The sequence below is a fragment of the Paenibacillus sp. PSB04 genome (genome assembly GCF_025809195.1).
Lineage (GTDB): Bacteria > Bacillota > Bacilli > Paenibacillales > Paenibacillaceae > Paenibacillus_AQ > Paenibacillus_AQ favisporus.
Map to the genome: position 1 here is coordinate 7,187,709 of NZ_CP081301.1, position 22,619 is coordinate 7,210,327.

General features: G+C 53.8%; 21 protein-coding genes. 1 reads left to right on the forward strand and 20 read right to left on the reverse strand.

Translation table 11 applies throughout. From position 1 onward, the window contains the following. Positions 1-3 precede the first annotated feature (3 nt). The 8 genes from K2F33_RS33005 to pnpS form a co-directional block, all read right to left on the reverse strand. Positions 4-774, reverse strand: coding sequence for a manganese efflux pump (locus K2F33_RS33005; protein ID WP_076170453.1), 771 nt, complete (start codon positions 772-774; stop codon positions 4-6). Positions 775-915: 141 nt separating this feature from the next. Next, complete coding sequence (gene mutM / locus K2F33_RS33010) at positions 916-1,749, reverse strand: DNA-formamidopyrimidine glycosylase (RefSeq protein WP_263880658.1); 834 nt, start codon at positions 1,747-1,749, stop codon at positions 916-918. A 129-nt stretch (positions 1,750-1,878) separates the two neighbouring features. Next, entirely contained in the window at positions 1,879-4,545 is a 2,667-nt protein-coding gene (polA, locus tag K2F33_RS33015) for a DNA polymerase I (protein ID WP_263880659.1), read from the reverse strand. Positions 4,546-4,724: 179 nt separating this feature from the next. Further along, positions 4,725-5,384 (reverse strand): phosphate signaling complex protein PhoU, encoded by a 660-nt coding sequence (phoU, locus tag K2F33_RS33020; protein WP_076170456.1) that lies wholly within the window; start codon positions 5,382-5,384, stop codon positions 4,725-4,727. Positions 5,385-5,433: 49 nt separating this feature from the next. Continuing rightward, positions 5,434-6,189: a phosphate ABC transporter ATP-binding protein PstB gene (pstB, locus tag K2F33_RS33025; RefSeq protein WP_076170457.1), complete on the reverse strand. Its 756-nt coding sequence runs from the start codon at positions 6,187-6,189 to the stop codon at positions 5,434-5,436. A gap of 145 nt (positions 6,190-6,334) precedes the next feature. Then, positions 6,335-7,525 (reverse strand): methyl-accepting chemotaxis protein, encoded by a 1,191-nt coding sequence (locus K2F33_RS33030; protein ID WP_263880660.1) that lies wholly within the window; start codon positions 7,523-7,525, stop codon positions 6,335-6,337. 155 nt (positions 7,526-7,680) lie between these two features. Next, positions 7,681-8,415, reverse strand: coding sequence for a response regulator transcription factor (locus K2F33_RS33035; RefSeq protein ID WP_076170458.1), 735 nt, complete (start codon positions 8,413-8,415; stop codon positions 7,681-7,683). 165 nt (positions 8,416-8,580) lie between these two features. Beyond that, positions 8,581-10,386, reverse strand: a complete 1,806-nt coding sequence (gene pnpS, locus K2F33_RS33040; protein WP_263880661.1) for a two-component system histidine kinase PnpS — start codon at positions 10,384-10,386, stop codon at positions 8,581-8,583. A 334-nt stretch (positions 10,387-10,720) separates the two neighbouring features. Here pnpS and yfbR point away from each other — a divergent pair, with 334 nt between their 5' ends. After that, positions 10,721-11,380 carry a 5'-deoxynucleotidase gene (gene yfbR, locus K2F33_RS33045; protein WP_263880662.1) on the forward strand — a complete coding sequence of 220 codons (660 nt, stop codon included), beginning with the start codon at positions 10,721-10,723 and terminating at the stop codon, positions 11,378-11,380. A gap of 180 nt (positions 11,381-11,560) precedes the next feature. Here yfbR and K2F33_RS33050 read toward each other — a convergent pair whose 3' ends face one another. The 12 genes from K2F33_RS33050 to K2F33_RS33105 all read right to left on the reverse strand — a co-directional run bounded on the left by K2F33_RS33050 (position 11,561) and on the right by K2F33_RS33105 (position 22,492). Next, positions 11,561-12,436 (reverse strand): SDR family oxidoreductase, encoded by an 876-nt coding sequence (locus K2F33_RS33050; protein WP_076170461.1) that lies wholly within the window; start codon positions 12,434-12,436, stop codon positions 11,561-11,563. Between the two features lie 235 nt (positions 12,437-12,671). Then, the gene (locus tag K2F33_RS33055; RefSeq protein WP_076170462.1) at positions 12,672-13,097 is read right to left on the reverse strand and encodes a hypothetical protein; all 426 of its coding nucleotides are present in this window, start codon (positions 13,095-13,097) and stop codon (positions 12,672-12,674) included. 135 nt (positions 13,098-13,232) lie between these two features. After that, positions 13,233-14,174, reverse strand: a complete 942-nt coding sequence (gene mdh, locus K2F33_RS33060) for a malate dehydrogenase (protein WP_076170463.1) — start codon at positions 14,172-14,174, stop codon at positions 13,233-13,235. A 15-nt stretch (positions 14,175-14,189) separates the two neighbouring features. Next, positions 14,190-15,482 (reverse strand): NADP-dependent isocitrate dehydrogenase, encoded by a 1,293-nt coding sequence (icd, locus tag K2F33_RS33065; protein ID WP_076170464.1) that lies wholly within the window; start codon positions 15,480-15,482, stop codon positions 14,190-14,192. 124 nt (positions 15,483-15,606) lie between these two features. After that, on the reverse strand, positions 15,607-16,722 hold the full coding sequence (gene citZ, locus K2F33_RS33070) for a citrate synthase (protein WP_089545820.1): 1,116 nt from the start codon (positions 16,720-16,722) through the stop codon (positions 15,607-15,609). 339 nt (positions 16,723-17,061) lie between these two features. After that, the gene (locus K2F33_RS33075) at positions 17,062-17,463 is read right to left on the reverse strand and encodes an FxsA family protein (RefSeq protein ID WP_076170466.1); all 402 of its coding nucleotides are present in this window, start codon (positions 17,461-17,463) and stop codon (positions 17,062-17,064) included. Beyond that, a complete protein-coding gene (locus tag K2F33_RS33080) occupies positions 17,460-17,969 on the reverse strand; it encodes an acyl-CoA thioesterase (RefSeq protein WP_076170467.1) in 510 nt (169 codons plus the stop codon). Before K2F33_RS33080 ends, K2F33_RS33075 begins: the two co-directional genes overlap by 4 nt. 179 nt (positions 17,970-18,148) lie before the next feature. After that, positions 18,149-19,573, reverse strand: coding sequence for a pyruvate kinase (gene pyk, locus K2F33_RS33085; RefSeq protein ID WP_076170468.1), 1,425 nt, complete (start codon positions 19,571-19,573; stop codon positions 18,149-18,151). 136 nt (positions 19,574-19,709) lie between these two features. After that, positions 19,710-20,693 carry an acetyl-CoA carboxylase carboxyltransferase subunit alpha gene (locus K2F33_RS33090; protein WP_076170469.1) on the reverse strand — a complete coding sequence of 328 codons (984 nt, stop codon included), beginning with the start codon at positions 20,691-20,693 and terminating at the stop codon, positions 19,710-19,712. Then, complete coding sequence (accD, locus tag K2F33_RS33095) at positions 20,694-21,584, reverse strand: acetyl-CoA carboxylase, carboxyltransferase subunit beta (RefSeq protein ID WP_263880663.1); 891 nt, start codon at positions 21,582-21,584, stop codon at positions 20,694-20,696. Positions 21,585-21,661: 77 nt separating this feature from the next. After that, positions 21,662-21,850, reverse strand: coding sequence for a glutamate decarboxylase (locus K2F33_RS33100; RefSeq protein ID WP_076170471.1), 189 nt, complete (start codon positions 21,848-21,850; stop codon positions 21,662-21,664). Between the two features lie 135 nt (positions 21,851-21,985). Beyond that, positions 21,986-22,492: a phosphatidylglycerophosphatase A family protein gene (locus K2F33_RS33105; protein ID WP_089545818.1), complete on the reverse strand. Its 507-nt coding sequence runs from the start codon at positions 22,490-22,492 to the stop codon at positions 21,986-21,988. Between the last annotated feature and the right edge of the window lie 127 nt (positions 22,493-22,619).

A 22,619-nucleotide genomic window follows, 5' to 3' on the forward strand; every position in this document is an offset into this window, starting at 1 on the left:
ACCTCATAACAGCTTCATTATTCCCATTACAATTAATAATATTGCCGGCAGCACCGTAAACCGGCGCATCCACGTTCGGGACGCAAAGCGCAGACCCGTCTTCATTCCGACGACCAAAAAGGTGCCGCTGAAGAGAGCGATCACGAAGGCGGTCAGCAGCGGCGAAAAGCCGAGCAATGCCGCACCTAGACCCGCGCCGAACGCATCCAGGGACAAGGCGATGCCAAGCCACATGGCCTCCCATCCGGAGATGCTGCCCGACTTATCCATATCCGCAGAAGACGGCGTCCGCAAAATGCGGATCACGACGCCCAGCTTCCGGATTTCCAGTGAAAACACCGTCTGTTCTGGTGCTTCATGCTGGGCAGGGTCCAGTGTACCTTCTCCGCCGGAGCTTTGCAAGCCTAGCCCCTCCATCCCGCTGGTTTGGGCGTCTTTAGCCTGCTTGGCGAGCTCTGCGTCTTTGGCTTCCAAGACTTCTTTGCCTTCCCCGCTTTTCTCCTTCTGGATCCACATCTGTACCAGCGACCACGAGCCCATAATAATCAGGATGACGGCTCCAATGATGGAGGCGATCGAAGGGGATACGAATTGGGCCAGCAGCACGCCCACCTGCATGGACACATAGATGATGACCCCGGAGCACAAAGAAATAATCGCTATCGATAACGGCGAAATCCTCATTTGACGAAGGCCGTATGTAATGCCGACACCAAAACTGTCCAAACTTAATGCTAACGCAAGCAGCAGCAGTGCAAGAACATGACTGAGCACCCCGTTCCCTCCCTGTGACAGAAGCGGTGCCCCGAAAAAGCCTGCAGTATGGATCAGGCATTCGGAAGCCCCGCTTCATAAGATATCTCTACCTCAGTATATGGAGGGTACAAAAAAGGGGTGCACGCCCAGTTCGAATTGTTACGATTTCAAGGTTTGGCAGGACGGGCAGAAATGGGTTCCGCGCCCGCCAACGACCGTTTTCTCCACGGCGGTGCCGCAATTTACACACGGCTGGTTCTGCCGGCCGTAAATCTTCAGCTGGTGCTGGAACATGCCCATCTCACCTTGTCCATTGACATAAGACTTGATGGACGATCCCCCCACCTCAACCGACTCGGCAAGCGTGGCTACAATCGCCTGATGGAGCGCTTTAAGTTGTCCATCCGTCAGCGTATCGGCCGGCTGCTCGGGGTGAATGCCCGCCCGAAACAGCGACTCATCCACATAAATATTCCCGATGCCGACGATATATGCCTGGTTGAGCAAGACAGCCTTGATTTTGGTCTTTTTCCCCTTCAGCGTCTCTTTGAGACGCTCCAGCGTAAACGCCGAATCCAGCGGTTCCAATCCCAGCTTGGAGAGCGGGGGGAGCTGGAATTCCTCTCCGGGCTGGAACAAATGCATCGTTCCGAACTGCCGCACATCCTTGTACCGCAGCTCGGTGCCGTCGGTAAAGTGGAAAATGACATGCGTATGCTTTTCCACCGGATCGCTGCTCTGGTATACCCCGTATCGTCCCTCCATCCGCAAATGGGAGACGAGCACAAGCCCGTCCAGCAGGATCCGCAAAAATTTGCCGCGCCGCTCCACGCCTTCAATGGTGTGTCCGGCCAGCATCCACGCAAACTGATCTATATCATCTGGGCGCTGAATGATCCGCGCCAAATGGACACTAACGCGGTCAATCGTCTTTCCCTTCACGAGCTGATTGAGTGTTCTTTTGACTGTTTCGACTTCCGGCAATTCCGGCATGATGACTTCACCTCAACCTCTATTATAGCGTAAGACAACCCCACAAAGTGGCGCTTTTCTTCGAAGCCTGCTCCGAGTACTTCGCGGAGCTCCCGTAAAAATCTGAATTACGGGCGCTTACGGAGCCCTTTATTTCGCCTCGTACCAATTGACTCCGTAGCTCACTTCGGCCTTGAGCGGTACGGACAGGGCCAGCGCATGCTCCATCGTCTCCGGCACCAATTTTTTCATGAGCTCCAGCTCTTCCTCAGGGACTTCGAATACCAATTCGTCATGCACCTGAAGCAGCATGCGGCTCTTCAGCTTCTCTTTGGCCAGCGCCGCATCCATCTGAACCATAGCCAGTTTGATGATATCGGCGGCAGTGCCCTGGATCGGCGTGTTCATCGCCGTCCGCTCGGCGAAGGAACGCAGATTGAAGTTGCTCGCATTGATTTCCGGCAAATAACGTCTGCGCTCCAGCAGCGTGGTGACATAACCGTCGCGCTTGGCGTCTCTGACGATATCGTCCATATATTTGCGAACGCCCTGGAAGGCGTCGAAGTATTGATCGATAAATTGGGCCGCTTCCTTCCGGGTAATGTTCAGGTTCTGGGACAGGCCATAGTCGCTGATGCCGTACACGATGCCGAAGTTAACCGCTTTGGCGGACCGGCGCATATTGGCGTCAACGTCTTCGGCTTTAACACCGAACACGTCCATGGCCGTCTTCGTATGGATGTCCATATCGTGCAGGAAGGCTTCCTTCAGGCCTTCATCCCCCGAGATATGGGCCAGCACCCGCAGCTCGATCTGCGAGTAGTCGGCGGCCAGAATGTACCAGCCCGGTTCGGATGGCACGAACACCTTGCGGATTTTCCGTCCTTCTTCCAGGCGGATCGGAATGTTCTGCAGGTTCGGGAACTGGCTGCTGAGACGACCTGTAGCCGCAATCGTCTGGCGGTAATACGTATGCACCTTGCCCGTTTCCTCCGAAATTTCCTTCAGCAGGCCTTCCACATACGTCGACTGAAGCTTGGCGATGGTCCGGTACTGCAAAATCAGGCGTACGACATCGTGATACGGTGCCAATTTCTCCAGCACTTCGGCGTCGGTGGAATAGCCGGTTTTGGTCTTTTTCACGACAGGCAGACCCAGTTTGACGAACAGAATCTCTCCCAGCTGCTTCGGCGAGTTGAGGTTGAACTCGGTGCCTGCAATTTCATAAATCTGCTCGACCAGCGACTTGATCTGGGACTCGAATTCCGTTCCGAGCGCCTTCAAATCATCCTTGTTGACCGCGATGCCCTGCTTCTCCATGTCCGCCAAAATCCGCGACAGCGGCATCTCCAGGTCATGGAACAGCGAGCTCATCTCATTGTCCGCAAGCTCCTTCTCCTGAAGCGGAATGATCTCCAGCAGCGCGGCGCTCTTCCGGGCCAGATGCCCGCTCAGCACGTCCAACTCCGGCACCTTGTATTTCGCGCCCTTGCCGAATACGTCCTCATCCGCCGCCAGCACCGGCAGGCCGTATTTGGATGCAAGCGCGTTGACATTCTGGTTGGCTTCCGTCGGATCGAGCAAATACGCGGCCAGCTGCACGTCAAACGACGCCCCGGCAAACGCGATTCCCTTCCAGTGAAGCGCCAGATCCGTGCGGTGCAGGTCATATCCCCGTTTCGGAACATCCGGGTTCCCCAGCCACGTCCGCAGCGGCTCCGCCCAAGACTCGTTCATTCGCTCGAACGGAACGTAGTAATGCTTCGGCTCGGCGGAGAACATGACCCCGATCACGTCGGCGTGATGCGGGTTCTCTCCGCTGGTCTCGACATGAATAAGCTGCACGGCGTCCAGTGCACCGATCAGCTCGTCCGCATTTTCGCCGTCAACGATGGTGACCTCGATCTCCCGTTCGGCAGCCTTGGCCTGCTCCTCATCCGAGTGCGTGTTACCGTCCGCATGGAAGGACAACCGCTCCAGCAGCGATTTGAATTCCAGCTTGGCGAGGGCAGGCCCTGCCGTTTCTTCCTTCAGGCCCGGGAATACCATCTCGTTAAACGACTTGTCCAGCGGCACCTCGCGGTAAATAGTCGCCAGCTTCTTGCTGAGAACCGCGTCATCGGAATGGGTTTCAATCTTTTCCTTCATCTTCCCCTTCAGCTCGGCCGTATTGGCCAGCACTTCCTCGACCGATCCAAATTGGTGCAGCAGCTTAAGCGCTGTCTTCTCGCCGACGCCCGGAATTCCCGGGATGTTATCCGACGGGTCCCCCATGAGGCCCTTCAGGTCAATGATTTGAAGCGGGGTCAATCCGTACCGCTCCTTGATTTGCTCAGGTGCGTAGGTTTCGATTTCCGTTACCCCTTTGCGTGTCAGGCCCACCTGAACATGGTCCGAAGCCAGCTGCAGCATATCCTTGTCCCCGGTCACGACGAGAATTTGCTGCCCTTCCTCCTCGGCGATGCGGGAGACGGTCCCGATGATATCGTCCGCCTCATAACCGCTCAGCTCATATTGGGCGATGCCAAAGCTCTGCAGCAGCTCCTTGAGCAGCGGGAACTGTTCCGACAGCTCCGGCGGCGTCTTTTCCCTTCCGCCCTTGTATTCCTGGTAGCCTTCGTGGCGGAACGTCGTTTTTCCGGCGTCAAACGCAACCATCATGTGCGTCGGCTTATGGTCTTCGATCAAACGCAGAAGCATATTCGTAAATCCGTACACAGCATTCGTATGCAGACCCTTGGTGTTCGTCAGCGGGGGCATTGCGAAAAATGCGCGGTAAATAATACTGTTTCCATCTATCAAAATCAGCTTGTTCATTGGGCACCTTCCCTTTATCAAACGTCCTTCATTTATGATACCATACACGCCCCTTTTCGAGAAAAAATTAGGCCGTTTTGCCCCAAATCTCCTAAGCGTAATTTCTGTCAATTCCTTGACGACAAAAAAGGAGCTTCCCGCCTGTGCGGGTCAGCTCCTTGATCTCATGTATGATGATGTTATTGATTCAAATCAGGACGCCGGCCGGTGACGAGATACACCGTGCTCTCCCCGATATTCGTGGCGTGATCGGCGATCCGCTCGATGTACCGGGCAACCAGTGTGAGCAGCATCGCTTGCGACAGCGTTTCGGGATTCGAGGCGATATAGCCGTACAATTCTGTGATGATCCGGCTGTAGAATTGGTCCACCTGATCGTCGTCCTTGGCCATTTTATAAGCAAGGTCGGTATTTTCGTCCAAGTAAGACGTAATGGACTCCTCGATCATCACTTGCACCAGATCAGCCATTTGCGGAATGTCGATCAGCGGCTTGATCAGCTCCTGCCCCTGCAGCCGCAGCGTCACCTTGGCAACGTCCAGGGCAAGGTCTCCCATGCGCTCCAGGTCGCTCGAAATTTTAAAGGCTACGAGAATTCTCCGCAAATCCTTGGCTACCGGCTGCTGGGTGACGATCAGTCGAGAGCCGATGTCCATGATTTCCTCTTCCATCGCGTTCAGCTTGGCGTCATCCTTGACGATTTGCTGTGCCTTCACCGCATCGAGCGTTTTCAGGCTGATAACCGCCTCTTCCAAAGCATGAACCACATGCGCGCCCATCTGGCGAAGCAACGAGCGCAGTACCTCTAAATCCTGATCCAACTCTTTTCTCCGAATCATCGCTGCCCTGTTCCCCCTAGGATATATTTAATGCTCATCTTGCTACCGGTTACCCGAAACGCCCGGAAATATAATCTTCGGTACGGGAGTCCCGCGGGTTGGTGAACAACTCCTTGGTATCGTCGGCTTCGACGACTTCCCCGTTCAGGAAAAATACCGTGCGGCCGGAAATCCGGGCAGCTTGATGCATATTGTGAGTCACCATAACGATGGTATAGGTCTCCTTGAGCTCCTGTACCAATTCCTCAATCTTTAGTGTCGAAATCGGATCGAGCGCAGAGGTCGCCTCATCCATCAGAAGAATGTCCGGCTGAACCGCCAATGCTCTGGCAATGCACAAGCGCTGCTGCTGTCCGCCCGAGAGGCTGAGGGCCGAACGCTTCAAGTAATCCTTAACTTCTTCCCACAGCGCAGCCTGGCGCAGGCTCTGCTCCACAATTTCGTCGAGCACCTTCTTATCGCGCGTGCCGTGCAGACGGGGGCCGTAGGCAATATTGTCGTAAATCGATTTGGGGAACGGATTCGGCTGCTGGAACACCATGCCCACCTGCTTGCGAAGAGCTTCCACGTGCACGTCATTGCCGTAAATATCTTTGCCGCCGATCTTGACGGAGCCTTCGATATGCGTGCCTGTGATCATGTCATTCATCCGGTTCAGCGTCCGCAGCAGGGTCGACTTGCCGCATCCGGAAGGGCCGATAAAGGCAGTAATCGTTTTCTCGGGAATGTCCAGGTCTATATTTTTAAGCGCGTGAAACTGCTCGTAGTACAAGTTCAACTGCTCAATATCGATAATATCTTCCATTTACAATCGCTTCTCCTTTTTTCAAAAAGGGTCTATGAAGTTCAGTTCATCTATATGGCACCTATCTATAGTAATGCCGTTATGTAAATGCTGTGTCCCACAATTGTAAACGCAGTGTAAAATGTGTAAACTAGCAGATCCAATATTAAGCAAAAGAACTTCCCTTTTCCAGTTCCTGCCTGATGACGGCGGCCCGCATGGTCGTATCTCCCGCCAACCGGTTGACGGTTTCACCGGTCCCCTCCACGTGCTCGACCGCCTTTTCCAGCTCACCGAACATTCGGCTTCCTTCGCCTAACAGCTCCGCGCTTGCCGTGATTTCGCCCACTCCGGCCGTGGTTAAAGCCCCCGTTTCCTTCGCCAGCCGGCTGATGCTTCCGAGCAGTCCGGAAATATCCGCCGCCAGCTGACGCGTCTGTCCTGCGAGCGATCTGACTTCAGCAGCGACGACCTGAAAGCCGCGTCCGTGCTCACCGGCATGCGCCGCCTCGATTGATGCGTTCATGGCCAGCAGGTTGCTTTTATCTGCCAGCTCCGAAATGGTCCGGGTTAATGCCGAGATCGTGTCGACATCCTGGATCAGCCGGGCCACCTGCTGCTGATTCTCGTTCATCCGTTCCACCACATTAGAATAGGACTGGCTGACCTCATCCAGCTTGCTGCGTCCGTTCAGCGACCATTCTTTCATCCGGCGGCATTCTATCAGCGTGGCGTTTGCCGCCTCCGCTACCTGCTGCAGCGATTCCTCCATCCCGGTGACATGCCTGAAGCTCTCCGCTACCGTCTGCCTGCGCCGCTGCTCAGCCCCCGTCTGAAGCAGGCCCGACATGATCATCAAATCCAGGACCGTCAATACGCCTGCGAGCTGCCCGTGATCCGTCAAAATGACGCAGTCATAAAATTGGGATTCGGGACGGTCCAGCGCCTGCTGAATCAGCAGTCCGGGATCGGCTCCAATGTCGGCAATCAAGGGCTGCATATCTGCAAATCTCTCCACCGGACGGGCAAAATACAGATCGGCACCGAACCGGCCGGTCAGCTTCCGGTAAAAGGTGTCCCGCATGACCAGCCCATACGGCTCGCCCTCTTTTCCTCCGATGACCACGCAGGGAAGATCCGGCTGCTCCTTGATCAGCTCCAGAACTTCACGGCAGCTCGTCTGAGCGTCCAGCAGCGGAACCATCCGGCAGTATTCCGCCGGTGTGGGGCGATCCCCGGAATCTCTTCCCCCTTGCGTGCTTGCTTCAGTATGGCCTTGTGCGGAGGCGTTACCTTCTTGAGCTCGGTTTCCATTTGCACGAATGCTTTGTTCCAGATCGGCGTACAGTGTGGACAATATGGCCCTCCCCCTCTTCGGCTCTCTAGTCTTTAGCCGCATCATACCTCCCGAGCGTTAAGAGAATATGCGGACAATGTAAATTGTATGTAAACCTATGATCAAAGAACTAGTCCCTTAGGTCTAATGCATGCAAAAAAAGAAGCTCTCTCCTTTTATTCCACAGGATGAGAGCTTCTTTTTTTATTGACGACCAGCTTATAGCCAACGCCGCGGATGGAATCGATATGAACGGATTCGGGGTCGAGTTCCAGCTTCTTGCGCAGGGAACTGACATGCACATCCACCGTCCGCTGACCCCCGATGTAATCAAAGCCCCACACCGCGTTCATCAAATCATCCCGGGTCAGGACAACGCCTGGTTTGCGGGCTAGGTACAGCAGCACTTCAAATTCCTTCGGCCGCAGATTAATGCTGGTACTGCCCAGCATCACCTCGTATTTCTCCGGATAAATTTCCAGCTGTCCGAGCGTGATGGCCGAGGTAGGCGATTCCGGAACGGCCGCCGCTTCCTCTCCTGGACCAGACACTCTGCGAAGCACGGTGCTTACGCGCGCCAGCAGCTCCGAGACCCCGAACGGTTTCGTAATGTAGTCGTCGGCGCCCAGCTTAAGGCCCTGCACGACCTCTTCCTCCGCATTTTTGGCCGTCAAAATAATCACCGGCGTCTCCATTCCCTTGCTGCGGAGTTTGCTCAAAATGTCAAATCCATTCATTCCCGGCAGCATCAAATCCAAAATAATGAGGTCGTAAGGCTCATGGGCGGCCCGCTCGTACCCGGACGTGCCGTGGTCTTCAATCGTGACATCGTAGCCTTCCTGCGTCAAGTTGTACGAAAGCAATCTGGCGAGCGTCGGCTCATCCTCGATTACCAACAATCGTTGAGTCATATTCACCGGTCCCCCTGTTTCTTGTATCAAATGAATGAATGCTGACAAGCAACATCTTATCATCTGATTGTTAACGCTGTGTAAAAGAATACATGATGTTTACCTTTTTCAAAAAGATAAGCCTATTGTCTCTAACGAAAAGGGGGAATATTCCAATTCCCCCGTTTACACACCGTCCTGCTCCTGAAGCATCGGAAGCTTAACGGTAAACGTGGTGCCGATGCCGAGCTCGCTTTCCACAGAAATCGCTCCGTGGTGGAGTTCAACGAGATGCTTCACGATCGAAAGCCCCAGCCCGGTTCCTCCCGAGCTTCTCGATCTTGCCTTATCCACCCGGTAAAAGCGTTCGAAGATCCGCGGCAGGTCCTTCTTCGGAATGCCGATGCCGGTATCGGAAACGGCGAATACGACTTGTTCGTTCCCGTCGGCGTCCTGCTGATCGCGCACGGACAGCTCGACTCTGCCGCCATCCTGGGTATAGCTGATCGCGTTCGAGAGCAGATTGATAAAAATCTGCCGCAGCTTGTCCTCATCTGCTTCGATAAACAATTCATCCGGAATGTCCGTCTGCAGCGTGATCCTTTTTTTCCTGGCGACCGTGCCGAGCGTCTCCATCATCGTCCCAAAGAACGTGGACACGTCGACGGGAGCGTAATCCATCGGCGACTGCTTGGATTCGATTTTGGACAAATCCAATATATCGCTGATCAGACGGTTCAGCCGCTCGCTCTCATCGAAAATGATCTGCAGAAACGACTTGGCCGTTTTCTCGTCATGGACGCCGCCGTTCAGCAGGGTTTCGGCAAAGCCCTTGACCGCCGCCACCGGCGTCTTGAGCTCATGGGACACATTGGCCACAAACTCGCTGCGCATATTCTCCAGCCTGCGGATCGCGGTAACGTCCTGCAGCAGAAACAGCATGCCGCTGAACTCTTTGCTGTTTTGTTCCCGGAACATCGGAACCCCGTCCATGCGGAGGATCGTTTCCTGCGGAATGTAGACCTTCCGCTCTTCGTGGATTTCGATGCGCTCGGAGATCCCTTCCTTGATCAGCTTCGTCAGTTCGTAGTACTGCTTCAGTTCATCATAAGAGCGGCCGGTAATGTGTTGGGCACTCACGCTCAGCATGTTCTCGGCGGCCGGATTCACCAGCGCGATCTTCCCTTCGGCATCCACAAGCAGAATGCCTCCGGTCATATTGTCGAGCACGCTCTGCAGCAAATCCTCATTGTCCTGGATCGTTTTCAGCTGTGTCTGCAGGCTGTCGGCCATCCCGTTGATCGCCTTGCCCAGAAGGCCGATTTCGTCCTTTCTGCGCAGGTCCACGCGGGCATCGTAATCCTGCTGCGAAATGCGTCTGGCCACCCGGGTGATCTTCTCCAGCGGCGACGTCATCCCGGATGCGATACGGTAGCTGATCAAGGCTGCCACGGCAAACAAGATAATAAGGCCGACGGCCATGACCATCCAGCCGTTCCGGACACCCTCATCGACGGATTTCAGGCTGACCGACAGCCGGATGAAGCCGTCGAAATTCGCGCCGGAAGTCACCGGCACCGCCACATACAGCATATTCTGACGGAGCGTATCACTGTACCGGATGGCGTGCCCCACCCCTTCTTTCGAAGCCGTCACAATCTCCTCCCGCTTGCTGTGGTTGTCCATCTCCAGCGGATTGCTCTCCGAATCGCCGACCACGGTGCCGTCCCTTTTAATAAAGGTCACCCGCGCTTCCGTCAGCTTGCCGAGCTTCCCGGCTTCGCCGGTATAATAGCTGACCGCATCCGCCCCCTGCATCGGTATAAAGTCAAACGTGGTGCTGAGCAGCTTTATTTCGCGGACCATATTCTCTTCAAGTCCTGTAATATGCGATTTCTTGAACACCTGGGCCATCGTAATGCCTGCCCCAAGCATGGATACGCCGATCATCACCATAAGAATCAGCGTCAATCTGATCCGAAAAGGTTTCATGGGTCCCTTCCTTTATCCTCAAGTTTCCTCTTTTTCTATTCCTAATCCTAACGTGAATCCGGACCTTTGACCAGTGGAAAATGGACAGCCCTATTCCGGGGTGCCTCTTCCCGGATATAATAATATCTATCCAGATAGATTGAACAAAAGAAATGAAGTTAAAGTCCTCTGATGGTCCGTTAACAGGAATTTCAGCGCTAAACTTTAGGTTCAATCTATCCAGATAGATTGAACAAAAGAAAATGAAGTTAAAGTCCTCTGCTGCACCGTTAACAGGAATTTCAGCGCTAAACTTTAGGTTCAATCTATCCAGCTTCGAAAGGAGAACCGAACGTTGAACTATCATTTTTCCGCTTATATGTACCGTCTGCAGTATATCCAGCGCTGGAGCCTGATGCGCAGCACCTCGCCGGAAAACGTGGCGGAGCACTCCTATCATGTCGCTCTGCTCGCACATATGCTCTGCCATATCGGCAACGTCTTCTTCGGGCGCCGGCTCAACGCGGACCGTGCCGCGTCCCTCGCCTTATTTCACGACGCGGCGGAGGTGTTCACCGGCGACATCGCCACGCCGGTGAAGCATAACAACCCGCGGCTCCTCGGAAGCTTCCGCGAGATGGAGCAGATCGCCGCGGAGCGCCTCGCCGGCATGGTGCCTCCGGAACTGCAGGCGGTCTACGGCCCCCTCCTTCATCCGGATACGGTGGATGAACAGGAGTCCGAGCTGCTGCGCTATGTCAAAGCCGCCGACCGGCTGGACGCGTACCTGAAGTGCACGCGCGAGGTTGCCGCAGGCAACCGGGAATTCGCCGCCGCCAAGGAGCAGACACTGGCGAAGATCCGCCAGATGAAGCTCGCCGAGGCGGATTATTTCCTGGAAAATATGGCGCCGAGCTTCGAAATGTCGCTGGATGAGCTGTCCGCCGACGATGAAGGCGGCAGTAATCCAGCCGACACTGCCGACGATGGAAATCACGGTAGCAGTCCGGAATGAAGCGGCCCTCTGACGCCACCACCAAAAAAGGTTGTACCCGGAGTTTCTTTTTCCGGGTACAACCTTTTGTTCAAGGAATGCTAGAATTCAATCCCTTTGGATAACAACCGATCCAAATACTGGCTGCGGATGCCAGACGTTACAAGGCATCGCTGCCCCTTTTTTTACGTTCCGTTCGGCTTAGCCGTTTACGACTTCGCCGCCGTTCACGTGGATCACCTGTCCGCTGACATAAGACGAGTCATCCGACGCCAGATAGACATAGGCCGGCGCCAGCTCTTCCGGCTGACCCGGACGCTTCATCGGCTGCGATGCGCCAAACTGGCTCACCTGCTGGGCGTCGAACGTGGACGGAATGAGCGGGGTCCAGATCGGCCCCGGAGCGACCGCGTTCACGCGGATGCCCTTCTCCACTACGTTCATGGACAGCGCGCGCGTGAAGCTGACGATTGCGCCCTTCGTCGAGGAGTAATCGATCAGCGTCGGGTTGCCTTTATAGGCCGTTATAGAGGCCGTGTTGACGATCGCGCTGCCATTCTTCAGATACGGCATCGCCATCTTGGTCATAAAGAACATGCCGAAAATGTTCGTACGGAACGTCTTTTCGAGCTGCTCCTTCGTAATGTCCTCAATTTTCTGCTGCGGATGCTGCTCCGCCGCGTTGTTAATTAGAATATCCAGTCCGCCCAGCTCCTGTACCGACTGGTTGACGGCGTTTTTGCAGAAAGACTCGTCTCCGATATCGCCAGGGATCAGCAGGCATTTGCGTCCTTCCTGCTCGATCTGGCGCTTCGTTTCTTCGGCGTCCCCGTGCTCATTCAGGTATACGATCGCGATATCGGCACCTTCTTTAGCGAAAGCTACGGCCACCGCACGGCCGATCCCGCTGTCGCCGCCGGTGATGATCGCCTTTTTGCCCTGCAGCTTGCCCGCGGCTTTGTAATCCTTGGGCTCGTATTTCGGTAGAGGGTTCATTTCCGATTCCGTCCCCGGCTGATGATTCTGATGCTGAGGAGGCAAAGTCTGTTTAGATTGCGATTGCGAATTTCCTGACATCATTCATTCTCCTTTCACGGATGGGTTTCATCGGTGCACATGCCATCACATTCCGTATTAGGATGGCATATGACGGATGGATTATTCTCTACCGTTGATACTTACCACATCGCTCCCGGAGTTAAACAGTAGAAGACCCCTCCCCATTCAAGAAAAAGCAGTCCATGGATCATTTTTGTCAAAAAAAAGATGACCCCGCGATGCGGAGTCATCTTCAAACGTTAGAACCTATTACTTAAATAATGTGGTTGTAGACCATGAAGAAGGTCATGATCAACAGGCAGATCGCCAGCAGGGCGCTGAGCGTACGGATTTTTCCCATTTCTACGGAAATATCCCTTTTTTCCTGAATGCCCTTGATCGCCAGCCGGAGCGGCTTGCCCATGATTCCGCTGATTGCGCCGAGCGCCAGCAGCAGGATGACAATAATGATCATCCACGGCACGGAATAGTCGCCTTGGCTCATCAGATAGCCGCCTGTCAGCAGCTGGATAACAAGGCCTACTTGAGCAAACGTATTGAGGCTGCGGATGGCTGCCGCGCTGCCTTCCTGAGCAGGGAGTGACAAACCGGCCACTTTACCTACAACGAATGGCAGAACCAGATAGAATCCGAGAGCCAACGCTCCCAAAATATGTACGAAAAACATCACAGTGGTCATTCCATTTCCTCCCCGCGTGCTTGTGTTTCCATAACATCCATTATACTTATAAACCTTTGAAAAGAAAAGAAAACCTCCATGGTTGTCACACATTAGAGGTTTTCTTGTTCAAAGTTTGGACACGAATGGTCCCGCTTATACATTCACTACAGCGATGACATTGCGGACCGAATCGGCCGATTGATCCAGCGCCGCTTTTTCTTCGGCCGTCAGCTCCAGCTCGAAAACTTTCTCGATGCCGCTGCCGCCTAGAATCGTCGGTACGCCTAGGAAAATGTCATGGTAGCCGTATTCGCCGTCAAGGCGCGCGATGACCGGAATAATCCGTTTCTTGTCCTTGATGATGGCTTCCGCCATTTGCACCAATGAGGCTGCCGGGGCGTAATACGCACTGCCGTTGCCGAGCAGGTTGACGATTTCGCCGCCGCCGACGCGGGTGCGCTGCACAATCTCCTGAATGCGCTCCGGCGATATCAGCGTGTCGATCGGAATACCGCCGACGCTGGAATACCGCACGAGAGGCACCATGTCGTCGCCATGACCGCCAAGCACAAAGCCGCGCACATCCTCGACGGAGACGTTCAGCTCCTGCGCGATGAACGTGCAGTAGCGGGCTGTGTCAAGAACGCCGGATTGGCCGATCACACGGTTTTTAGGGAAACCGAGTGTCTTATAAGCGACATGCGTCATGGCGTCCACCGGATTGCTCAAGATGATCACGATAGATTCCGGCGCGACGCGTTTTACGTTGTCGCAGACCGATTTAACGATGCCTGCATTGGTGTTCACGAGGTCGTCACGGCTCATGCCCGGTTTGCGGGCAACGCCGGCCGTAATGATCACGATGTCGGAGCCAGCCGCATCATCGTAATTCGAGGTACCGATGATCTGACTGTCAAAGCCTTGAACAGGACTCGCTTCCAGCATGTCCAGCGCCTTGCCCTTGGTTGGGTTCTCCAGTTGAGGAATATCGAGCAGCACCACGTTGCCAAGTTCCTTTTGCGCGAGCATCAGCGCCGTCGTGGCACCGGTAAAACCGGCACCCACAACGGTAATCTTTTTACGAGTCAAGGCCATGATCGGATCTCTCCCCTACATGTTTTTGATAACTTCGTCAGCAAACTCGGAGCATTTAACTTCCGTAGCGCCTTCCATCAGACGAGCGAAATCGTAAGTTACCGTCTTATTGTTAATCGACGTTTCCATGCCTTTGTAGATCAGATCAGCCGCTTCCTGCCATCCCAGGTGCTCAAGCAGCATAACGCCGGACAGGATAACCGAACCCGGGTTCACGACGTCTTTGTCCGCGTATTTCGGAGCTGTTCCGTGCGTTGCTTCAAAGATCGCGTGTCCTGTCACGTAGTTGATGTTCGCTCCTGGCGCGATACCGATACCGCCGATTTGGGCAGCAAGGGCGTCGGACAGATAGTCACCGTTCAGGTTCAGGGTTGCAATCACGTCGAAGTCCGTCGGACGAGTCAGCACCTGCTGGAGAGCGATGTCGGCAATCGCATCCTTGATGATGATTTTGCCTTCAGCTTCAGCGGCTTTTTGAGCGGCATTCGCAGCGTCTACGCCGTCTTTTTCCTTGATGATGTCATATTGTGCCCAAGTGAACACTTTATCGCCAAACTCCTGTTCAGCCACTTCGTAACCCCAGTTTTTGAAGGCGCCTTCGGTGAATTTCATGATGTTGCCTTTGTGAACGAGCGTCACGCTCTTACGGCCGTGCTTGATGGCGTATTCTACTGCAGCGCGAACGAGACGCTTGGAGCCTTCGGAAGATACCGGCTTGATTCCGATACCGGAAGTTTCAGGGAAACGGATTTTGTTAACGCCCATTTCTTCCTGGAGGAATTTGATGACCTTCTTCACTTCCTCCGAGCCTTCCTTGTACTCGATACCAGCATAGATGTCTTCCGTATTCTCGCGGAAGATGACCATGTCAACCAGCTCAGGATGCTTAACCGGAGATGGCACGCCGTTGAAGTAGCGCACAGGACGCAGGCAGACGTACAGGTCGAGCTCTTGGCGCAGGGCCACGTTCAGGGAGCGGATACCGCCGCCGATCGGCGTAGTCAAAGGTCCCTTGATTGCTACAATGTACTCGCGGATAGCTTCGAGCGTATCGTTCGGCAGCCACTCCCCGTATGTATTGTAGGCTTTTTCACCGGCAAATACTTCATACCAGGCGATTTTTTTCTCGCCGTTGTAAGCTTTCTCAACAGCCGCATCCAAAACGCGCTTGGAAGCTCTCCAAATGTCGCGGCCGGTGCCGTCGCCTTCGATGAACGGAATAACTGGATTGTTCGGAACCTGCAGCTTGCCGTTCGTTATTTCAATCTTTTCACCTTCGGTAGGGAGTGCAAATTTCTCGAGTTTCATGAATAAATTCCTCCTTATAGTTTTCGTCGGGCATCAGATTTCTGCCGGGACAAGCACAAAGCCAGAGGGAACCGCCCGTGCCCGGGTTGATCGTTCACGGTGTTCCCCCTTTTTCTATTATACCTTAAGAACGCTGCTCAATCGGAACATATTTTTGATCCGTTTGGCCGACATATTCGGCACGCGGACGGATGATGCGGTTGTTTTCATATTGTTCCAGAATGTGCGCCGTCCATCCCGACACGCGGCTGATCGCAAAGATCGGCGTGAAGAGCTCCTGCTCGATGCCAAGCTGAGTATATACGGAAGCGGAGTAGAAGTCCACATTTGGCTTCAGTCCCTTCTGGCCAGTCACGATGTCCTCCACTTTGACGGACATTTCGTACAGGCTTGTATCCCCTTTCATTTCACCCAGCTCGCGGGACATCTTCTGCAGATGCTTGGCGCGGGGATCCCCGTTTTTGTAAACGCGATGGCCGAAGCCCATAATTTTGTCTTTATTGTCGAGCTTCTCTTGAATGTAAGGCTCGACTTTGTCGATGCTTCCGATTTCGTTCAGCATCTTCATGACCGCTTCGTTGGCACCGCCGTGCAGTGGGCCTTTCAATGCGCCGATCGCTGATGTAACGCCGGAGTAGATATCCGAAAGCGTCGCCACGGTTACGCGCGCAGCAAACGTCGAAGCGTTCAGCTCATGGTCGGCATGCAGCACGAGCGCCTGGTCGAGAGCCTTCACCGAAGTCTCTTCAGGCGTTTCACCTCTGAGCATATACAGGAAGTTTTCGGCAACCGACAAGCCTGCTTTCGGTGCGACAGGCTCCTGGCCTTTGCGGAGGCGGGCCATGGCCGCAATAATCGTAGGGAGCTGCGCCTGAAGACGGATCGCCTTGCGCTCATTGGCTTCACGGCTCATATCGTCGGCTTCCGCATCGTACAGCGCCAAGGCCGATACGGCGGAACGGAGAGCTGCCATCGTGCTCATATCTTTAGGGTACAATTTCATTTGTTCGATCAAAGCATCCGGAATTGCGGCATAGTCGCTGAGGTCCTGCTGAAGACGACTCAATTCGTCCTGATTCGGCAGTTTTCCGAACCAGAGCAGGAAAGCCACTTCTTCGAAGCTCGCGTTCGCTGCCAGGTCATCAATGTTATAACCGCGGTATGTGAGCACACCGTCGACAATCGAGCTGATGGAAGAAGCTGCGGCAACAATTCCTTCCAGACCTTTGGTAGCTGTCATCGTACATCTCTCCTTCGTATAACGGAATTTTAACAACATGCATGAACCGTGAAAACAGTTACATTTTACTGAAAAGAAAAACGTCCATCGACGCAATCCACAGCAGACAGGCCGTGCCATAATGCCGTTAACGCGGAACCGGGCGGGCTGTACTCTCCTGTTCGGATCCCGCAAAACCGTTGTCCGCTAATCTACCTGACACCAATCGCCAAGTAATGGAACCATATATTATCATAAAGTATTTTGACGTCTATGTGAACAATTACAAGGTGACAGAAAACATCAAATTGTTTTATCAGCCAAATAAACAATTTTTTATCAGGTATGCTCTTCCTGCCGCTAACGGCGGTAAATCTTAATGTTTCCGTCTTTCATCTTCCGCTCGATCCACTTCAAAATGACATAGCGGTACAAGGGCCGAGTCAGCGGAAATACCATCGTAAACCCGATCAGGTCCGTTACAAAGCCAGGGAGGACAAGCAGCATCCCTCCGATAAACACGCATAAGCCATCCACCATGCTCCGGCCGGGAACCTGGCCCGAATTCATTTTGGCCCGCGAATCCTCCAGCACCTTGCGCCCCTCAAAGCGCATCATCAGCATGCCGATTCCGGAGGTGACGATGGTCAGCAGCAGCGTATTGGCCGCTCCTACCCGGGTAGCCACCCATTCGAAGCCGAATATTTCGACCACCGGAACGATAATGATCAGGGCCAGCAGCCATTTTCTGAACGCGGTCATGCTTCTCCTCCTGTAATCGACTTGGACAGGGCCGTATACAGCGCAGGCGAGTGCTTGTCGAGCCTTACGGGCTGCCAGTCCCGGTTCAGCCACACATGCTGCGTCGAACCCGTGACAAGCACTTCTCCAGGCAGTTCTTCGCCAATCTTATACCCGCTGCCGGCAAACGTCGCCTGCTCCTGTTCGGATCGTCTTCGGATTTCATAGATATAGTCAATCCGCAGTTTGGTGAACCGCGTCATTCTCGTAAAAATCGTAATCATGTCGTCATAGCGCGCCGGCTGCACAAACTTCATGTCAAGCTCCGTGACGGGCAGAAACAAGCCCTCATCCTCCATACTGCGGTAAGTAATGCCCAATTCGCGGATCATTTCGGTCCGGCCGATTTCAAACCAGTTTAAATAATTCGCATGGTAGACGACAGCCATTTTGTCGCTTTCCTGATAGCGTACCCGAAGTGACGTCGTAAACCAGCGGCTGAGCTGAATGCCGTTATCTTTTCCCATCCTCCACTGTTCCCTTTCTTGCTGTAATTAATGTCCTTCAGTTTAGTATAACATAAGGGATGCCTGCTTCTGAAATTTGCCCGGTATCAGCAAAAAAGCCTGCCAGGAGTGAATCCTGACAGGCTTTTCTATGAAATGGATCTATCGGTAGGCTAGCGGCGGTCTGCGCCGCAGTCCTCTTATGCGTTTGGAATTTGGCTGACTTTCACCAGGTTCGTCGAACCGGATTGTCCCAGCGGAACCCCTGCCGTAATAACAACCAGATCGCCCGGTTTTACGAGACCGGACTCCAGGCCGCCCTTCAAGGAGTTCTCGAACATTTCATCCGTCGATGTAGCAGTCTTGCCTGGGACCGGCGTAACGCCCCAAGTCAGAGCCAGACGACGCAGCGTGCGCTCCTGCGTAGTCACTGCGATGATCGGTGCTTCCGGACGGTACTTGGATACCATGCGTGCCGTATGGCCGGATTCCGTCGAAGAAATGATCGCCTTGGCGTTCAGATCCAGTGCGGAAATCGCCACCGATTGGCTGATCGCTTCGGTAATTGTCGTTTCCTGGGCAATCCGCTGCTTCAGGAAAATCTCGCGGTAGTTCAGTGCGGATTCAGCCTTCTCGGCGATGCGGGACATCGTCAGAACGGATTCCACCGGATATTTACCGGCAGCCGTTTCCCCGGACAGCATGATTGCATCCGTGCCGTCGAAGATCGCGTTCGCTACGTCACTCGCTTCGGCGCGTGTTGGACGCGGGTTGCGCTGCATGGAATCCAGCATTTGCGTCGCCGTAATGACCGGTTTGCCGGCAACATTACATTTTTCGATCATGCGCTTTTGTACCAGCGGTACTTCTTCGGCCGGAATTTCCACGCCGAGGTCGCCGCGGGCAACCATTAGACCGTCGGACGCTTCCAAAATTTCATCGAGGTTGTCCACGCCTTGCTGGTTCTCGATCTTGGAAATGATCTGGATGTGCTCTGCGTTGTGCTTAGCGAGCAGCTCGCGGATTTCTTGAACGTCACTTGCTTTGCGTACGAAGGAAGCTGCGATAAAATCGATGCCCTGTTCGATCCCGAATACGATATCGTTCGCGTCTTTCTCTGTGATGCCCGGCAGAGAAATCGCCACACCCGGTACGTTCACGCCTTTTTTGCTCTTGATCGTACCGCCATTGACAATACGGCATTTAATTTCAGTGCCCTCGACTTCCACAACCGTCAGGCCGATCAATCCGTCGTCGATCAGGATCGTCGAACCCGGCTGCACATCACTAGGAAGATCTTTGTACGTGATCGAAATCCGGTCTTTGTCGCCCAGAATTTCTTCGGTCGTCAGCGTGATGTACTCATCCTGCACCAGCTCGATTGGCTCCACGGCAAGCTTGCCTGTGCGGATTTCCGGTCCTTTGGTGTCAAGCAGGATGGCAACGGTTTTGCCAAGCTCGCGGCAGGCTTCGCGGATGTTCTTGATCCGGCGGCCATGCTCCTCGAAATCGCCGTGCGAGAAGTTCAAACGGGCAACGTTCATGCCGGCCATAATCAATTTTTTGGTGTTTTCCAACGATTCACTGGAAGGACCGATGGTACATACGATTTTTGTTTTACGCATTTGGGTTTCCTCCGTTTTATTCTTTAAAGTCTCTCTACCCTACATATCTTTATCCAAAGATTAAATTTACTACAAAACGAAAGTTTTGTATAGGAAGTTTGAAAGTTTGTCATAATACATCATTGCCCAGATCGAACTAATCTATCACACCGACATGCGAAGATTGTTCATAGGCAAACTTGCCGATCTTGCGGAACTTCTGATACCGGTCTTCCTTCAAGGCGGCGCTGTCAAGTCCCGACAGTTCGCCCAGATGGCGTACCAGGCTGTCCTTAATAGCAGCGGCCGTCGCCTCATAGTCCCGGTGCGCTCCGCCTTTCGGTTCCGGCACGATCTCTTCGATCACTTCGAATTCAAGCAGGTCTTTGGCCGTAATCTTCATGGCCTCGGCCGCCTGATCCGCTTTGGACGCATCCTTCCAGAGGATTGAAGCCGCTCCGTTCGGCGAAATCGCCGAGTAGATCGCATGCTCCAGCATCAGCACACGGTTGCCGACGGCCATCGCAAGAGCACCGCCGCTTCCACCTTCGCCGATGACCACACAAATAACAGGAACACCCAGAGCGGCCATCTCCCGTAAATTGCGGGCGATTGCCTCGGATTGTCCCCTCTCTTCTGCTGTATTACCCGGATAAGCACCTTTTGTATCAATAAAAGTGATAATCGGGCGTTTAAATTTGTCCGCCTGATGCATCAGCCGCAGCGCTTTGCGGAAGCCTTCCGGATGCGCACTGCCAAAGAAACGGGCAATGTTGTCCTTCGTATCCTTCCCGCGCTGTTGACCGATCACGGTGACCGGAGTCCCGTTCAGCTTGGCCAGCCCGCCAATGACCGCGAGGTCATCACCAAATAGACGGTCCCCGTGCAGCTCGATGAAATCGCTGAAAATCAGCTGGATCAAATCGAGCGAAGTGGGACGCTGATGATGCCGGGCCAGATGCATTTTCTGGGCGGCCGTAATATTTGAATACACCTCTTCTTCCAACTGGGCGTATCTTTCTTCCAATCTCGCAATCTCGTCGCTAAAATCAATACCCTTGTCCGCTCCGAACTGCTTCAGCTCATTGATCTTCTGCCGCATTTCCACAAGGGGCTTTTCAAAAGGCAATTCTCCTGCCACTTAATATCCCCCTTTCACGGTATGCATCTCGATCAGCTTGTACAGCATTTGGCGCAGCTCTTTCCGGTGGACGACCAAATCCAGCTGTCCGTGCGCCAAATTGAACTCCGCCGTCTGGAAATCATCCGGGAGCTTCTGGCGGATGGTCTGCTCGATAACGATCCGTCCAGCAAAGCCGAACACAGCCCCCGGCTCCGCGATGTTAATATCGCCGAGCGTGGCAAAGCTGGCCGAAACTCCGCCTGTCGTCGGATCGGTAATGACCGAAATGTAAAGGCCGCCTTTTTCGTTAAAACGAGACAAAGCAGCGCTTGTCTTCGCCATTTGCATCAAACTTAGAATACTTTCCTGCATACGCGCTCCGCCGGAGGTCGAGAAAATAATGAGTGGGAGATCCCTTTCGTTCGCAATTTCGATCGCCCGGGTAATTTTCTCACCGACGACCGAACCCATGCTTCCCGTAAAGAAATCGAAGCTCATGACGGCCACGACAACCGGGAGTCCTTCAATGGTGCCTTGTCCGGTAACAACCGCTTCGCGCAGACCCGACTTGAGCGCCTGCTGCTCCAGCTTGTTGGCATATCCCGGAAATTGGAGCGGATCGACCGATACCATACCGCTGTCGAACTCTTCAAATCCTGCATCATCCAGCGTCATTTGGATCCGTTCCAACGCATTCAGACGCATGTGGTGTCCGCAGTTGGGGCAAACCTTCAGATTTTTCTCCAGCTCTTTGCTGTATTGAATGCTGCCGCATTTTGGACATTTATTCATCAAGCCTTCGGGAATTTCCCGGCGCGGTCTTTCTTCACCCGGCTCGCTGCCTCTTCCTACACGTTCTGAAGGAATGGTCGCGTACTTTCTTTTTTTCTGGAACAAGTCTTTAAACACAACTACACCTCTCAGCCGTTAATTTGCCCAGCCGCTCTTCACTCTGCCTCTATAAACGTCACTTTGTTTCCTTAAAATTAAGGATGCAAAATGGAATTAAGCACTTCCTGGACTTCCTCCAGCTCACCAGAGGGAACCAAAATCTCGAACTGCTGCTTGGATAAATTGATCGGACGGCTTTTAACCAAAAATCCCTCTTCCGTTAATTTGGTCGTGATCATTTCCGCTACCTTGGCGGTAGGTGCGATATAGATGACCGTCCACATTCCTTGCAGAACCCCCTAATCTCATGTTCTGAGCACGTATAATAGAGTAATGATAACATAACTCCGTTTTTTCCCGCAACAAAGTGATGGGACGCGGGCAGGCCGATCAGAGGGTTCGTTCAAGGCCTTCGGGCGTTACAACCCGGAATTTCCGGAAGCGGACGGATACTGCTTGGCTCCCTTGTACCGGTGGGCGATCCTCGCGGATGCCGCGGCGGCGAGCCCGGCGACCAGATCATCGAGAAAAACGTGGATCTCGTCCTTTTTATTGTTCAGGGTATCGATAATACCGATTTTTTCTTTATCCAAAAAACCAAAACTTGTCAGTCCGATCATGCCGTACACGCTCGTAATGCCGAGCGCCAACGTCTCGTCCACTCCGTACAGCGGTTCGTCCGCCTCCATGATCGCCTGCAAAGGCTCGGGAAGAAGCTTCTTCTCCGCCAGCTCGTCAAGCGCCATCCCGGTCACCAGCGTGTACTGCACTTCCCTTTTGCCGAGGACGGCGTTCACGCTCTCCACGCATTCGTCGATCTCCAGTTCCGGATGGTACGGGATTTGCAGTTTATACACGATATCGGCAATGTCCCCGACTTTGACTCCCCTGCGGCTCAGCATGGCAATCGCTGCATCATATGACATGTTTATTCCTCCCGCACGGCACGCCCGCCCCCGGGTCCTTCGAAAAGATGCGTCTGCCCAAGGCAGCCGGGCGGCACATGATAATGTTGTCCCTAGGTGTTCCTAAGTGTATGCGGGAGGCTCTGGA